Raw genomic sequence first — 16256 nt, 5'->3', positions numbered from 1 at the left:
AATCATTAGATAATAAGTAAACGTTTACAAACATCGTTTTTTATGCTATTATTATAGGGATGAAAGGAGAATGCCTATGATGAAAAGGTATAAATTACTATTGGCGCTTGCCTTGTCATTACTGGTTTTTTGGCCATTGGGAGCCATAAAGGCAGATACGGCTAATCAGCCGCCGGAATCTGCTAACCAGTCTGAACAAATAAGTGCTGCTGTTGCAACGGACTCTTCTGATAGCGGTGCAGGGGCTAGGGGCACGCCAAGTCAGGATAGTCAGATTGCCGCAAAAGCCTTGACAGTCTCTGATGCTTCGGCAGTTGCAGCTACTGAAACGGCTGCTTCAAGCCAAGCTGCCAATGCAGAAAATTCGGTGGATAATCCTGCCAAACCAGCGACAGCTCAGTCTGCAGAAGTTTCCTCTGCTACCAATCAAGCTCAAGGTCAGGCGGCGACTGATGCGCCACCAGCTTCTAAGAGAGTGCAGGAGCTTGTGGCGGATATGACTCTTCGTCAGAAGATTACCCAGATGCTGATGCCAGACTTCAGAAAATGGCAGCAAGAGGGCCAAGCCTCCCAGTCAGATATGACGGAGCTTAATAAAGAAGTGGCAGAAGCGGTTGATAAATACGATTTTGGCGGTGTCATTCTCTTTGCTGAGAATGTGAAAGGAACTGCTCAAACCTTAGCCTTGACGCAGGCCCTGCAGCAAGCAGCTATCAATAACCAAGCTAATAATGGCAAGTTGCCGCTCTTGCTCGCGATTGACCAAGAAGGTGGTATTGTCTATCGCTTGGGCAGTGGGACTGCTCTTCCTGGCAACATGGCAGTTGGCGCGACGCGTGATCCAGAATTGGCTAATCAAGCAGGTCAAATTATCGGACGGGAGCTATCGGCTCTAGGTTTGAATGTCAACTTTGCCCCGGTATTTGATACAAATAATAATCCGCAGAATCCAGTTATTGGTTTACGGTCCTTCTCTTCTGACCCTAAGGTGGTTGCTCGTTTGGGAACGGCTATGATGGAGGGGATTCAGAAATATAATGTCGCAGTAGCGGCTAAGCATTTCCCTGGGCATGGTGATACGGCGGTGGATTCTCACACTGGTCTGCCTCTGGTAGACAAGTCTTATGCGGAGTTAGAAGCGCTGGAGTTGCTGCCCTTCAAGGCTGCCATTGACAAAAATGCTGATATGCTGATGACAGCCCATATTCAGTATCCTCAGATTGAAAAAGACACGGTTATATCCAAACAAACTGGTGAAACCATCTATATCCCTGCTACCTTGTCTGATGACATTATTACCGGCATTGTTCGCAAAAAGTTTGGCTACAAGGGAGTGGTAGTATCTGATGCTATGGGCATGGATGCGATTGCCAAAAACTTCGGAGAATCTGAAGCGGCTATTATGGCAATCAAATCAGGTGTAGATGTTGTGCTGATGCCAACCGTCTTACGTAGTAAGAGTGATTTAGCTAAGATTGATAAGATTATCAATGATATTGAGCTGGCGGTTCAGAGAGGCGATATTCCAGTCAGCAGATTGAATGAGTCTGTGACCCGCATCTTGAACCTAAAAGAAAAACGAGGTATTTTAGACTTTGACCCATCTGAGCGTACCCAAGCTAAGGCTGAAGCAACTGTTGGTTCAGAGCTAAACAGAGATACTGAACGAAAAATCGCTGCTAGTGCAGTGACCGTAGTTAAAAATGATGATACTGTTCTGCCCTTTAAGGTCAAATCTGGCGACAGAATTTTGCTGTTAGCGGCTTATGATGATGAAGTGCCTGGGCTAGAACTGGGCGTCAAGCGTCTGATAGCAGACGGAGTGATTCCAGCAGGTGTCACATACGAAGCGTTGAACTACAGCAAGACGACCAAGTTAGAAGATTTGAAAGGAAAGATTGATCAGGCTACTCACCTTGTCCTAATCTCTGAAATTGGTCGTCAATCTCAACTGGCCAGCGATTTCTGGTTGACAAGAGTTCCGACAGAAGTCGTGGACTATGCAAATGCAACTGGGAAACAGGCAGCTGTCATGAGCATTTCCAAACCTTATGATGTAGCGAATTATCCTAATGCCAAGGCTATTGTAGCAGTTTATGGAAACAAGGGCATGGATCCAACGGAGTCTTTGAAGCCGGATAATGCCTTCGGTCCTAATATCCCAGCTGGAGTGGAAGCGATTTTCAATGGTCAAAAACATGTTGGAACGCTACCAGTAAATGTGCCGCGTATCAAGGATGGCATCATGTCTGAGACAGAGGTAGCCTATCCTATCGGGCATGGTCTCTTTTATACCGATCCAGTTAAGGATATCAAAGTCAATGTCCCTGCATCTGCTCAGCTAGATCAACCTTTTACTGCTACCGTTACCCTGAGTGGACTAAACGGTCTAGAAAAAAATGGCTATCGTCTTGGCCTTAAGCTGGATACTCAGCGCTTCAGCATTCTCCCTAGTCCAGACTATACCATCTCTGGTGATACTGTTCTGATTTCTAAAAAAACCAACGATACCAATCCAGTTGAGATAGGCTTGAAAGGCTTAGTAGAAGGTCAATTCAGCCCAGTACTTTCCCTGACCTTGATTGATGGTCAAAACAGAGAATTCAGCATGGGAGAAGATTATTACAAGGAGCTTGTTCAGATTACTGAAGCTAGGCAGAGCATGGTTCCAGGTCAACAAAATCCTCCGCAGTTGAGTTTGCGTTCTGTTGAACCTGTAAGTTCTCGTCGGCAACTAAGTCAGCAGGCTGCACAGGCTAGCCAGCTCCCTAAAACAGGAGACAGCAGCAGTTTGCTCTTGGCCTTACTGGGTGCCTTGTTCTTGTTTGGAGCTGTCTGTTTATATGGCTTATCCATGCGTAGACAATAAGAAATAAAAGGATGAACAGTTTGTATTAATACTCTCACAGTTCTAGTCATTCTTGATAAAATAACAAAAAGGAAGAATCCGCTTTTACTGCAAAGTTGTCTTGGATTCTTCCTTTTTTATTTGGAGATTTGCAGAAATTCGGTAACAGAAAGCTTTGTGTGTTTACTAAAAACACACGGGCTTGAATATTTTACTTATCTGTCATCGGTTTACTATTTACTTTTTATACGCTTTTTGGTATAATAGTTCATGTTATAAAATGTAACATCAAAGGAGGTTCTATCCATGAAAGCATCAAAGTGGCTGATTGCGACTGGAGTTGCACTGAGTGCCGGGCTATTGCTGACGGCTTGTAGCCAGTCTTCATCTAGCACAAATAATTATACTTACGTTTATAGTTCAGACCCTGACAGCTTGAACTATCTTGCTACAAACCGTGCAACGACAGGTGATGTCATTTCCAACCTGGTCGATGGACTTTTTGAAAATGACAAGTATGGGAATCTAGTTCCCTCAATCGCGAAGTCATGGACAGTTTCTAAGGACGGTCTGACCTATACTTATAAGCTGCGTGATGATGCTAAATGGTACACATCCGATGGTGAAGAATATGCAGAAGTAAAAGCCCAGGACTTTGTGACTGGCTTGAAGTATGCAGCGGATGAAAATTCTGAAGCTATTTATCTCGTTCAGGACTCTGTGAAGGGCTTGGATGCTTATATCAAGGGTGAAGATAAGAATTTTGACAATGTTGGTGTCAAAGCTATTGATGACCACACCCTGCAATACACTCTGGCTCGCCCTGAGCCTTACTGGAACTCTAAAACGACCAGCACGATTCTCTTCCCAGTCAATGAAGAGTTTCTGAAAGCAGAAGGAAGCAATTTTGGTTCTGTCAAGCCATCTAGCATCCTCTATAACGGTCCTTACTTGCTCAAGTCTCTGACTTCTAAGTCTGTGATGGAATTTGTCAAAAACCCAAATTACTACGACAAAGACAATGTCACTCTGGATAGCATCAAGCTGACTTATTACGATGGAAATGATCAGGAAGCGCTGATTCGTAACTTCAGCGATGGCGTTTACAGCACAGCTCGTCTCTATCCGAATAGCTCAGGCTTTGCTTCAGTCAAGAAGAAATACGCGGACAATATCGTATACAGCCCGCAGGATTCTACTTCTTATTACTATAATTTCAACTACAACCGTCAGTCTTACAATCATACTTCTAAAACAACAGATGCTCAAAAATCTGCGACCAACGAAGCAATCATGAACAAGGACTTCCGTCAGGCTATTAACTTTGCCTTTGACCGTACATCTTATGGTGCGCAAGGAAATGGTGAAGACGGAGCGACTAAGGTCTTGAGAAATACCTTGGTACCACCTAGCTTTGTCCAAATTGGCGACAAGGATTTTGGAACTGTTGTTGGGGAAAAATTAGTTAATTATGGCAGCCAATGGCAAGGAATTGACCTCTCTGACGCTCAAGATCCATACTACAATCCTGAAAAGGCTAAGGCGAAATTTGCAGAAGCGAAGCAAGCATTGCAGGCTAAAGGAGTTGAATTCCCGATTCACTTAGATATGCCAGTGGATCAGTCTAGCACGATTGGCGTTCAATGGGCTAGCTCAACCAAGCAGTCTATCGAATCAGCTCTTGGAGCGGAAAATGTCGTCATTGACCTGCAAAAGATGAGCACAGACGATCTTAATAATATCACCTATTTTGCTAACTCTGCTGCTCAAAAAGACTATGATATGTCTACTGGTGGTTGGACTGGTGACTACCAAGACCCATCTACCTACCTTGATACTCTCAATATCAAGAACGGCGGAAGCTTGCAAAACTTTGGTTTTGAACCAGGTCAAGACAATGATAAAATTAAAGAGCTAGGCTTGGATACTTATACTAAGATGCTGGAAGAAGCCAATGCTGAAACCAACGATGTGCAGCTGCGTTACGAAAAGTATGCAGAAGCGGAAGCTTGGTTGCTAGATAGCGGCTTGATTATCCCGACTGTTTCACAAGGTGCAACACCGTCGGTTACTAAATCAGTACCATTTACAAAGGCCTACTCACCAGTTGGTGTCAAAGGTTCAGCCTACAACTTCAAGCTGACCCAGCTTCAGAAGGATGTTGTAACGACCAAAGAATACGAAGCAGCTAAGAAAAAATGGAAAGAAGAAGCTACTGCGGCAAATAAAAAGGCCCAGGAAGAACTTGCTGACCACGTTGAAAAATAAAAACGATTCACTTAGCGACATTGGGGCTGGATTTTTCCAGTCCCTTTTTGAATGGCTTGACTAAGGTTTTTGTAGTAAAATAGAAAGAAATACTGCAAGGAAGTGAAAAAGATGAAAGTAAGTATTTATAGTGCATTACCTGAGAAAGAAAAGCAAGAATTGTTTGAATTAGTTCAAGAGTGTAATAGGGTAGATGGAGGCTATCGACTGCCCTATCTGGATAATAATTATAATGCGGATTCGGAAATGCCAGCCTTCTTCTTGGCTGAGATGGATGGCCGGACCATCGGATTTTTATCAGTCTACGCGGATGAACCTGGCCAAGCAGAGGTCTCACTTTATGTTCTGCCATCGTATCGCCGTCAGGGTGTGGCTAATCAGCTCCTGGCTGATTTTGCCAAGGTAGCTGATCAGTATGAATTGACCGAGATTGAGTATGTAGCGGAGCTGGCCTTTTTGAACGATCAACCTGACTTTGCTAGGAGATTTGATTACCAAGAGGATGAAGCGGAAATCTGGCTGGCACAGCCTGCTCAAGCTTTTCCTCTAGAAGAAAGAGAAGGGATTGAGGTCTTGCAGGGGAGTTTGGACTTGGCTGAAGAGATTGCAGCCTTTCAGTCACAAGTCTTTGAGACACCACTAGATGTTGCTTTGAAATACGCCAGAGAAGCCGTTAGCAGTGACTCCAGTCTGCTTTACATCTTGAAGAAAGATGGTAGAGTTGTGGCTTCTGTGTCGGTTGATACGGATTTTGGCACTAATTATTTCTTTGGCTTGGCAGTTAATCAAGATTTTCAGGGGCAGGGGCTAGGAAGCTATCTCTTGCTTGCAAGTATGCAGGATTTGAATGAGCGCAATGGTCAGGAGTTTCAGATTGTCGTAGAAAAGCAGAATATCCGAGCTTTGAAACTCTATAAAAAGCTAGGCTTCAAAGAGATGACAGAGGTTGTCTATCTAAAAGAAAAATAGCAAATTTGTCTCAGATTGCTCATTAACTTAAAAGGAGAAACCGGCTTCTTACAGCTGGTTTCTTTTGTTCTGCCTTGGTTTATGGTATAATGAGACGATATGTAAAGAAGGAAAATGTTATGAATATTCAACAATTGCGTTATGTGGTTGCCATTGCTAACAGTGGGACTTTTCGAGAAGCTGCGGAAAAAATGTATGTCAGCCAGCCTAGTCTGTCTATTTCAGTCCGTGATTTGGAAAAAGAGCTGGGCTTCAAGATTTTTCGTCGGACCAGCAGCGGGACTTTTCTGACTCGCCGAGGAATGGAGTTTTATGAGAAGGCTCAAGACTTGGTCAAGGGCTTTGATGTCTTCCAAAACCAATATGCCAATCCCGAGGAAGAGCGGGATGAGTTCTCAATTGCCAGTCAGCACTATGATTTTTTGCCGCCTTTGATTACTCAATTTTCTCAGACCTATCCAGAATATAAGAACTTCCGGATTTTTGAGTCAACAACTGTGCAGATTCTGGATGAAGTAGCGCAAGGCCACAGTGAAATCGGCATTATCTACCTTAATAATCAAAATACCAAAGGCATTATGCAGCGGGTGGAAAAGCTAGGCTTAGAAGTAATTGAGCTGATTCCTTTTCAGACCCATATTTACCTGCGGGAGGATCATCCTCTGACACAAAAGGAGGAGCTGGTCATGGAAGATTTGGCTGCTTTGCCGACTGTTCGCTTCACTCAGGAAAAGGACGAGTATCTCTATTATTCAGAGAATTTTGTTGATACCAGTGCCAGCTCACAGATGTTTAATGTGACAGACCGCGCGACTTTGAATGGGATTTTGGAACGAACTGATGCTTATGCGACTGGATCTGGCTTTTTGGACAGCAACAGTGTGAATGGTATTACTGTCATCAAGCTTCGCGACAACTTGGACAACCATATGGTCTATGTCAAGCGTGAAGATGTAGAGCTGACTCAGGTCGGAGAAGACTTTGTATCAGTTATGAAAGAGTATTTTGCACAGAAAAAATAAAGTATGAAAAGAAAAATTATTATTCCTTTTGCAGTCTTGGTTCTTATTGTTTTGGACCAGCTGGTTAAGTTATATATTGTCAGCGATTTTAAGCTGGGGCAGGTCAAGAGTTTCATTCCTCATCTGGTGAGCCTGACCTATCTTCAGAATACCGGAGCAGCCTTCTCCATGCTGGAAAATCAGCAATGGCTCTTTACTTTGGTGACTTTTCTGGTCATCGGCGGAGCTGTTTACTACCTCATCAAACACCTAAATGCCTCAAAGTGGATGCTGGCTGGGCTGACCTTGGTGATTGCTGGCGGTTTGGGAAACTTTATTGACCGGATACGTCAAGGTTTTGTTGTGGATATGTTTCAGTTAGATTTTATTAATTTTGCTATTTTCAATGTGGCGGATATGTATCTAACCTTTGGTGTAGCTATTTTACTGCTGATGATTTTGAAGGAAGAAAAAGATGGAAGTAAGAATTGAGTCTTCAGTAGCTGGTCAGCGATTGGACAAGGCGGTGGCAGAGCTGACAGACCTATCGCGGAGTTTGGCTAATGAGCAGATTAAGGACGGCCTGATTTTGGTCAATGGACAAGCCAAAAAAGCCAAATACGCTGTCAAAGAAGGCGATGTCATCTCCTATGAGCTGCCTGAGTCGGAAGTGGTTGAGTATGTGGCAGAGGATATTCCGCTAGAAATCGTCTATCAAGATGAGGACGTAGCAGTCGTCAATAAACCTCAGGGAATGGTCGTCCATCCTTCTGCAGGCCATACCAGCGGTACGCTAGTCAACGCCCTTATGTACCACATCAAAGACTTGTCCGGCATCAACGGAGTCCTCCGGCCGGGGATTGTCCATCGGATTGATAAGGACACTTCAGGGCTTCTCATGATTGCAAAAAATGACCAAGCCCATGTGGCTCTGGCTGATGAGCTCAAGGATAAGAAATCCCTACGCAAGTATTGGGCTATTGTTCATGGAAATCTACCTAACGACCGTGGAGTGATTGAGGCTCCGATTGGCCGCAGTGAAAAAGACCGCAAGAAGCAGGCTGTGACGGCTAAAGGCAAGCCAGCTCTGACGCGTTTCCAAGTCTTGGAACGTTTTGGTGACTTTAGCTTGGTTGAGCTTCAACTGGAAACGGGACGGACTCATCAAATCCGCGTTCACATGGCTTACATTGGACATCCTGTGGCTGGTGATGAGGTCTATGGGCCACGTAAGACCTTAAAAGGACATGGCCAATTTTTGCACGCGCGAACGCTGGGCTTCACCCATCCTCGAACTGGTGAAGTGCTGGAATTTACGGCTGAAGCACCAGTTATTTTCCAGGAAACCTTGGAAAAATTGCGACAAGGATAGGTAGGTTTGTTCATTGTTAAAATAAAAATTTTCCTCTGACCGCTTCAATTGCGGTCGTTTTTATTTTCCGTAAATCGTGGTATAATAAGACAATCTAGCAGTGAAGGAAAAGGAAATGAAAGCAAAGCGAATCGTATTTAAGGTGGGGACTTCGTCATTGACAAATGCAGATGGCAGTCTGTCACGCGCCAAGGTAAAGGAAATTACTCGGCAGTTGGCACTCCTCCATGAGGCGGGACATGAGTTAATCTTGGTCTCATCAGGAGCTATTGCGGCAGGCTTTTCTTCTCTGGGCTTTAAAAAGCGACCGACCAAGGTGGCGGACAAACAGGCTTCAGCTGCGGTTGGACAGGGTTTGCTCTTGGAGGAATATACAACCAATCTTCTTTTGAAACAAATCATATCTGCTCAGATTCTTTTGACCCAGGATGATTTTGCAGATAAGCGGCGTTACAAAAATGCCCATCAGGCCTTGTCTGTCTTGTTGAATCGTGGCGCTATTCCTATCATCAATGAAAATGACTCGGTGGCTATCGAGGAGCTCAAGGTCGGGGATAATGATACACTGAGTGCTCAAGTGGCTGCCATGGTTCAGGCAGACCTCTTGGTGCTCTTGACAGATGTCGATGGACTCTACACGGCTAATCCCTCTATCAATCCAGATGCCCGCCGGCTTGAAAAGATTGAGCAGATCAGCTCTGAGCTGATTGATATGGCAGGAGGTGCAGGAACGAGCAATGGAACTGGCGGCATGCTGACAAAGATTAAAGCTGCAACTCTGGCAACCATGTCTGGTGTTCCGGTCTATATCTGCTCTTCACTCAAGTCTGATGCTCTGCTTGAAGCAGCGGAGGAAACCAAGGATGGCAGTCTCTTTTTAGCCCAGGAAAAGGGTCTAAAAACGCAGAAGCAATGGCTGGCTTTCTACGCTAAAAGTCAAGGGGAAATCTATGTAGACCAAGGAGCAGCCGACGCTCTCAGAAATAATGGAAAAAGTTTGTTGGTGTCTGGTCTTGTATCTGTATCAGGTAGCTTTGCCTATCAGGATACGGTGACCGTTTATGAAGAAGGCTGCGGAGCTATTCTTGGTAAAGGGCGCGTGCGTTTTGGCAAGTCAGCTCTTAAAGATATGCTCAAGTCCAATAAGCCTAAGGGTGTTGTCATTCATCGGGATGACTGGATCTCTTTGACGCCGGAGTTGAATGATTTATTTGCAGAATTTTAGAAGACGAGGAAAGGAGAAGCGATGACCTCAACACAAGCGATTTTTGAAAAGGTTCAGAAAGTCAAGAAGACGATTAATACAGCCACAACTGCCGAGAAAAATCATGCTCTAGAAGAAATGGCAAAGCAGCTCTGGCTTTCTCGTACGGATATTTTAGCAGCCAATGAATTGGATATGACCGCAGCTAAAGGTAGGATTTCAGATGTGATGCTGGATCGCCTCTATCTGGACGAGGAGCGGATTGCTGCCATGGCAGAGGGTATTCGTCAGCTGATTGACTTAGAGGATCCCGTAGGGGAAGTCTTGGAAAGGACTGAGCTTGATAACGGTCTTGTCATCAGTAAAAAGCGGGTTGCTATGGGCGTAATTGGTATTATCTACGAGAGCCGGCCTAACGTTACTTCAGACGCTGCGGCTCTTGCCTTAAAGAGTGGCAGTGCAGTCGTTCTTAGAAGCGGCAAGGATGCCTATCAGACTGCGCTAGCTATTGTCACAGCTTTGAAAGAAGGCTTGGCTCAGACGGAGATTTCGCCGGATTGTATCCAGTTGGTTTCTGATACCAGTCGGGCTTCCGCCCAGGCTATGATGAAGGCCAAGGGATATCTGGATTTGCTCATTCCTCGTGGTGGTGCGGGACTGATTCAGGCGGTCGTGGAAAATGCAACTGTGCCGGTTATTGAGACAGGTACTGGAATTGTCCATGTCTATGTAGATAAGGATGCTGATCAAGACAAGGCTTTGGCGATTATTGAGAATGCCAAGACCAGTCGCCCTTCTGTCTGCAATGCCATGGAGGTACTGCTGGTTCATGAAGAGATTGCTGCAGCATTTTTACCACGTTTAAAAAAGATTTTGGTAACAGATCGTGAGAAGGCGCAAGAAAACCCTGTTGAATTGCGTTTGGATGAGAAAGCAGCTCAGTATATCTCGGGCTCGCAAGCTAGTTCGGAAGATTTTGATATCGAATTTTTGGACTACATCTTAGCGGTCAAGCTGGTTTCTTCGCTGGAAGAAGCGGTGGAGCATATTGAAGCTCACAGCACCCATCATTCGGATGCCATTGTGACGGAGAACGATTCAGCGGCAGCTTACTTCACAGAGCAGGTGGATAGTGCGGCAGTTTATGTCAATGCCTCAACCCGCTTTACAGATGGCGGTCAATTTGGCCTCGGCTGCGAAATGGGGATTTCTACTCAGAAACTGCATGCCAGAGGTCCTATGGGGCTGAAAGAGTTGACCAGCTATAAGTATGTCATTCAAGGGGATGGTCAAGTGAGGAAATAAAGATGAAAATTGGATTTATCGGTTTGGGAAATATGGGGGGCAGTCTCGCTCGCCTAGTTGCCCAAGAGGAAAGATTTAGAAGTGAATTATTATTAGCCAACCGAAGTAGAAACAAGGCTGAAAAGATTGCTGCGGAAGTTGGTGGACAACCGGTCAGTAATGCAGAAGTTTTTGCTCAGGCAGAAGTAATTTTTCTGGGTATCAAACCAGCTCAATTTGCTGACTTGCTAGCTGAATATCAGGAAATTCTAGAAAAACGCGAGTCTCTTCTGCTGGTTTCGATGGCCGCTGGTTTGCCTTTGGAAATATTAGAAAAATTGACACCTAGCCACCATCGTTGGATTCGGATGATGCCTAATACACCGGTAGCTGTTGGCGAGGGGGTTATTACCTATGCCTTATCTCAGCAGGCGAATCAAGTAGACGAAGATTTGTTGCGTGACCTTCTGTCTTCTGCTGGTCTTTTGGTCAGACTAGAGGAAAAACAGTTGGATGCAGCGACAGCTCTTGCTGGCTGTGGACCAGCTTTCGTCTATCTCTTTATAGAGGCTTTGGCGGATGCTGGGGTGCGGGCAGGACTCAGTCGCGATATATCACTTGAACTGGCCAATCAAACTTTCTTAGGCGCTGCCAAGTTAAGTCGGGTCAGCGGGCAACATCCGGCTCAACTCAAAGATCAGGTCTGCAGTCCGGCCGGTTCGACTATCGCCGGGGTAGCCAGTCTGGAAGAAAATTCCTTTCGAGGAACGGTCATGGATGCCGTTCAAGCTTCTTACAAGAGGACGCAGGAGTTGGGGAAGAATTGATTTAGATCTTCAATTTTTTAGATTATAGGAAAAGGTGTGATATGCGAGGATAATTTTGTCTTTGCAGGTTCACTCTTTTTTTCTTTGTTTGATAATCAAATAAGTCGTCTCTTTAAAACTGTGGTATAATAAGTACTATGCAAACCAAACCGACTTCTGCTTATGTGCACATTCCTTTTTGTACTCAGATTTGTTATTACTGCGATTTTTCCAAGGTTTTTATCAAAAATCAGCCAGTAGATAGTTATCTGGAGCATTTGATTGAGGAGTATGATTCTTACGACATCAAAAAGCTCCGTACCCTCTATATCGGTGGTGGGACTCCGACGGCTCTATCGGCACCCCAGTTGGCTTTTTTGCTTAAAAAGCTGACAGACAAGCTGGACTTGTCTTATCTTGAAGAGCTGACTATTGAAGCCAATCCTGGAGATTTGGACCGGGAGAAGATTGCTGTACTTAAAGACTCTCCCGTCAATCGGGTTTCGCTGGGAGTACAGACCTTCAATGACCGCATGCTCAAGCAGATTGGCCGCAGTCACTCGGAAAAGGACATCTATGAGAATATTGCCAATCTCAAAAAAGCGGGTTTTGACAATATTTCGATTGATCTGATTTATGCCCTGCCCAAGCAGACCATGGAAGATGTGAAAACCAATGTAGCCAAGGCCATTGCCCTGGACATTCCCCACATGAGTTTGTATAGCTTGATTTTGGAAAATCATACGGTCTTTATGAATCGGATGCGGCGAGGGAAACTGCCTCTACCTAAGGAAGATTTGGAAGCGGAGATGTTTGAATACATTATAGCTGAGCTAGAAAAAGCAGGTTTTGATCATTATGAGATTTCAAACTTTTCCAAGCCGGGCTTTGAGAGCCGTCACAATCTCATGTATTGGGACAATGCGGAGTATTATGGTATTGGAGCGGGAGCGTCTGGCTATGTCAATGGTGTTCGCTATAAAAACCACGGGCCTATTCGTCATTATATGCAGGCGGTGGAAGCAGGCAATGCCCGTGTGCAGGAAGAAGTGCTGACGCTGAAAGAACAGATGGAAGAAGAAATGTTTTTAGGCTTGCGTAAGAAGTCAGGTGTTTCAAAAAAACGCTTCGAGGAAAAATTTGGTATATCCTTTGAAGAACAGTATGGAGCTATTGTGGCTGAACTGACTGAGCAGGGTTTGCTAGTGCCGGACAGAGATATCGTTCGCATGACCAAACAAGGCCTCTTTTTGGGCGATACGGTTGCTGAGAAATTTATATTGGAGTAAATCATGGGCTTAACTTATCAAATGAAAATGAAAATTCCTTTTGATATGGCAGATATGAATGGCCATATCAAGTTGCCGGATGTTATCCTGCTGTCCTTGCAGGTATCCGGGATGCAGTCGATTGAGCTTGGCGTCAGTGACAAGGATATGCTGGAGCGGTATAACCTAGTCTGGATTATCACGGACTATGATATTGATGTGACACGTCTGCCACGATTTGCAGAGGAGATTACTATCGAGACAGAAGCCTTGACCTATAATCGGCTCTTTTGCTATCGTCGCTTCACGATTTTTGATGAAGCGGGTGAGGCCATTATCCAGATGATGGCAACCTTTGTTCTTATGGATCGGGATAGCCGCAAGGTTCGTGCCGTTGATCCGGAGATTGTCGCTCCTTACCAGTCTGATTTTTCCAAGAAATTACTGCGCGGTCCTAAGTATCCAGACTTGGAAAATCCTGTCAGCAAGGACTATCATGTGCGCTTTTACGACTTGGATATGAATCGACATGTCAACAATAGCAAGTATCTGGACTGGATCTTTGAGGTCATGGGTGCAGACTTCCTAATGAAACATATTCCTAAGAAGGTCCATCTCAAGTATGTCAAGGAAGTTCGACCAGGCGGCATGATTGCTTCTAGCTATGACCTAGAAGGTCTGCAGAGCAATCACCAAATTTCCAGTGACGGCGAAGTCAATGCCCAGGCTTTGGTTACCTGGCAAGAGTTTAAACATGAGAATGAGGAAGAGCAGAAATGACTTATAAAGGATATTTGATTGATTTAGACGGGACGATTTATAAGGGCAAGAGCCGGATTCCGGCTGGTGAAGCCTTTGTGCATGACTTGCAGAGGCGCAAGATTCCCTATCTTTTCGTGACCAATAATACCACGCGCACGCCAGAAACAGTGCAAACCATGTTGGCGGAGAATTTTAATATTGAGACGCCACTTGATACCATTTACACAGCAACTCTAGCTACCATTGACTATATGCAGGAGAAAAATCTGGGCAAGAAAGTCTACATCATTGGTGATGTGGGACTTAAACATGCTATTGAAGAAGCTGGATATATAGAAGACACAGAAAATCCAGACTATGTAGTAGTTGGGCTGGACTGGGAAGTGGATTATGAGAAGTTGACAATAGCGACTCTAGCCATTCAAAAAGGTGCCCACTTTATCGGAACCAATCCAGATCTCAACATTCCGACTGAGCGAGGTTTGCAGCCGGGAGCTGGCGCAATCAACGCCCTCTTGGAAGCAGCCACTCGGGTTGAACCGACCTTTATCGGCAAGCCCAATGCCATCATCATGGAAAAAGCTATAGAGCATCTAGGGTTGGCGCGTGAAGAAGTGGTCATGGTGGGCGATAACTATCTGACAGATATTCGAGCAGGAATCGACAACGGCATTCCGACCCTATTGGTTACGACAGGTTTTACCCTGCCAGAAGAAGTGCCCAATCTGCCGATCCAACCGACGCATGTCTTGTCCAGTCTAGCGAAGTGGGATTTCGATGCGTGATAAGTTGAGATTTTCAGCCAGCGCTTTGTGCTTGTTGGCAGCAGCGATATTGCTAACCATTTATCTGGCTTGGCTCTTATACCCGATGGAGATTTCTTATTTCAACTTGCCAGATAAAGTATATTTGAAAGCAGAGACCATCCAGTATAATTTTAATATTTTGATGAATTACCTGACCAATCCTTTTAGTCAAAAGCTAGCGATGCCGGATTTTCGCTCGTCGGCAGCTGGGCTGCATCATTTTCAGGCAGTCAAGTATCTTTTTCACTTGGCGCAAGCTGTTTTTCTAGTTGCTCTGCCTGCTTTGATTTTCTTTATCAAAAAAGTAGTCAAAAAGGGATTTTTAGGCCTCTACAGGCGGGCTTTTCTGGTGATTAGTCTCTTGCCGTTTGTCTTTGCTGGACTGGCCTTTCTGATTGGTTTTAACAATTTTTTTACACTCTTTCATCAAGTTCTTTTTGCCGGAGACAATACCTGGATGTTTGACCCGGCCAAGGATCCAGTCATTTGGATTCTGCCAGAAGAATTTTTCATGCACGCCTTTATTCTTTTTGCTTTGCTTTATGAGGGAATCTTTTTGACCTTGTATTTCCTAAGCCGAAAGGGTAAGGAGAAAATTTAATATAGGAGATTTTATGTATTATATACCTGAACCTTTAAATCCTAAAAAAGATCTAGGACGATTTTCAGCGACTTGCTTTACTTATTTATGGGTTATGATTGCTGCTGTCTTCATTTACGTATTTGTTGCCTTTTTTGTCATCATGCCAGGACAAGGTATGGACATTCAAAAGACGCAAGACATTGTTACCAAATTCATGGAAAAGGACGGCGGAGCCTATATTCTAGCCTCCTGTCTTGGTGTTCTTACTTTCACGGTGTCTAGGGGTAAGCAGCTCTTTAAATACGACCTTCGTCGCAAGGGGCGGAAAATGACTCCTAAAGTTTTCTTTTATATGATTTGCTTCCTTTTGTTCGCCCAATTGTTTACAGCTGTTGTCAATCAGCTCATGGAGGCTATCATTCAGCTCTTCAATCTGGATCTTTCTGGCATGGAATCAGGGAGCGGCGGTTCTGAGACACTGACTATGCTGATTTATTCATCTTTGATGGCTCCTGTTACGGAGGAAATCATTTTTAGAGGTGCTGGATTGCGAGCATTAGAGAAGCATGGAAAAGTTTTTGCCATTCTTTTGACTGCGATTTTGTTTGGCCTTTTTCACGAAAATCTTTATCAGTTTTATTTTGCTAGTTTGATTGGTTTGGGCTTTGGTTATATCGCTTTTGAGTATTCGATTATCTGGTCTATCATTTTTCATGCTCTCAATAACTTTGTCATAGCAGAAGGGATAGCTTTTCTTTCAAAAAAAGCTCCAGAGCCTATTGTTAACATCGTTTTTTACGGCCTATTAATCGCTGGCAGCACAGTATTTCTTTTGCTTTTAATCTTGAAGTGGCCAAAATTTAAGGAATACATTGATGCCAATCGTTCGCTCCCAGGGACCTACCGACAGGCTTTTAAGTCAGTCTGGTTCTGGGTTCTGGTTGTGTTTACTTTTCTTGGTACTTTTCTGCCTGTCATGGCAGCCTATCTTGTATCATTGATTAATAATAGCTAATTGCCTTTTATTTGGCAGTTATGCAACATTTGTAAGGAGTTGGATATAGCCCAGCTCTTTTTTTGTTCGG

The 16256-nt window shown here is 44.4% G+C and carries 14 protein-coding genes; all 14 read left to right on the top strand.

Annotated features, from left to right (window positions below; all coding sequences use genetic code 11):
- Positions 1 to 70 precede the first annotated feature (70 nt).
- The 14 genes from J1C81_RS06600 (at position 71) to J1C81_RS06535 (ending at position 16186) form a co-directional block, all read left to right on the top strand.
- A complete protein-coding gene (locus tag J1C81_RS06600; protein ID WP_002915331.1) occupies positions 71 to 2869 on the top strand; it encodes a glycoside hydrolase family 3 N-terminal domain-containing protein in 2799 nt (932 codons plus the stop codon).
- Between the two features lie 285 nt (positions 2870 to 3154).
- The gene (locus J1C81_RS06595) at positions 3155 to 5116 is read left to right on the top strand and encodes a peptide ABC transporter substrate-binding protein (protein WP_002915330.1); all 1962 of its coding nucleotides are present in this window, start codon (positions 3155 to 3157) and stop codon (positions 5114 to 5116) included.
- Between the two features lie 111 nt (positions 5117 to 5227).
- The gene (locus J1C81_RS06590) at positions 5228 to 6085 is read left to right on the top strand and encodes a GNAT family N-acetyltransferase (RefSeq protein WP_002915328.1); all 858 of its coding nucleotides are present in this window, start codon (positions 5228 to 5230) and stop codon (positions 6083 to 6085) included.
- 119 nt (positions 6086 to 6204) lie between these two features.
- Positions 6205 to 7107 (top strand): LysR family transcriptional regulator, encoded by a 903-nt coding sequence (locus J1C81_RS06585; RefSeq protein ID WP_009660400.1) that lies wholly within the window; start codon positions 6205 to 6207, stop codon positions 7105 to 7107.
- Between the two features lie 3 nt (positions 7108 to 7110).
- On the top strand, positions 7111 to 7578 hold the full coding sequence (gene lspA, locus J1C81_RS06580; RefSeq protein WP_002915325.1) for a signal peptidase II: 468 nt from the start codon (positions 7111 to 7113) through the stop codon (positions 7576 to 7578).
- Positions 7562 to 8458: an RluA family pseudouridine synthase gene (locus J1C81_RS06575; RefSeq protein WP_002915324.1), complete on the top strand. Its 897-nt coding sequence runs from the start codon at positions 7562 to 7564 to the stop codon at positions 8456 to 8458. The genes lspA and J1C81_RS06575 overlap by 17 nt, the downstream gene beginning before the upstream one ends.
- Positions 8459 to 8573: 115 nt before the next feature.
- The gene (gene proB / locus J1C81_RS06570) at positions 8574 to 9683 is read left to right on the top strand and encodes a glutamate 5-kinase (protein ID WP_032909725.1); all 1110 of its coding nucleotides are present in this window, start codon (positions 8574 to 8576) and stop codon (positions 9681 to 9683) included.
- Between the two features lie 21 nt (positions 9684 to 9704).
- Positions 9705 to 10967 carry a glutamate-5-semialdehyde dehydrogenase gene (locus tag J1C81_RS06565; RefSeq protein WP_002915322.1) on the top strand — a complete coding sequence of 421 codons (1263 nt, stop codon included), beginning with the start codon at positions 9705 to 9707 and terminating at the stop codon, positions 10965 to 10967.
- A 2-nt stretch (positions 10968 to 10969) separates the two neighbouring features.
- Positions 10970 to 11773, top strand: coding sequence for a pyrroline-5-carboxylate reductase (gene proC, locus J1C81_RS06560; RefSeq protein ID WP_002915321.1), 804 nt, complete (start codon positions 10970 to 10972; stop codon positions 11771 to 11773).
- A gap of 137 nt (positions 11774 to 11910) precedes the next feature.
- On the top strand, positions 11911 to 13041 hold the full coding sequence (gene hemW / locus J1C81_RS06555) for a radical SAM family heme chaperone HemW (protein WP_002915320.1): 1131 nt from the start codon (positions 11911 to 11913) through the stop codon (positions 13039 to 13041).
- Positions 13042 to 13044: 3 nt separating this feature from the next.
- Positions 13045 to 13800 (top strand): acyl-[acyl-carrier-protein] thioesterase, encoded by a 756-nt coding sequence (locus J1C81_RS06550; protein WP_002915319.1) that lies wholly within the window; start codon positions 13045 to 13047, stop codon positions 13798 to 13800.
- Positions 13797 to 14567 carry a TIGR01457 family HAD-type hydrolase gene (locus J1C81_RS06545; protein WP_002915318.1) on the top strand — a complete coding sequence of 257 codons (771 nt, stop codon included), beginning with the start codon at positions 13797 to 13799 and terminating at the stop codon, positions 14565 to 14567. The genes J1C81_RS06550 and J1C81_RS06545 overlap by 4 nt, the downstream gene beginning before the upstream one ends.
- Positions 14560 to 15189, top strand: coding sequence for a TIGR01906 family membrane protein (locus J1C81_RS06540; RefSeq protein ID WP_002915317.1), 630 nt, complete (start codon positions 14560 to 14562; stop codon positions 15187 to 15189). The genes J1C81_RS06545 and J1C81_RS06540 overlap by 8 nt, the downstream gene beginning before the upstream one ends.
- A gap of 13 nt (positions 15190 to 15202) precedes the next feature.
- On the top strand, positions 15203 to 16186 hold the full coding sequence (locus tag J1C81_RS06535) for a CPBP family intramembrane glutamic endopeptidase (RefSeq protein WP_002915316.1): 984 nt from the start codon (positions 15203 to 15205) through the stop codon (positions 16184 to 16186).
- Positions 16187 to 16256 lie beyond the last annotated feature (70 nt).

It is taken from the genome of Streptococcus sanguinis, assembly GCF_050225395.1.
In the GTDB taxonomy this organism is placed as follows: domain Bacteria; phylum Bacillota; class Bacilli; order Lactobacillales; family Streptococcaceae; genus Streptococcus.
This window is presented reverse-complemented; position numbering and strand designations above follow the sequence as displayed.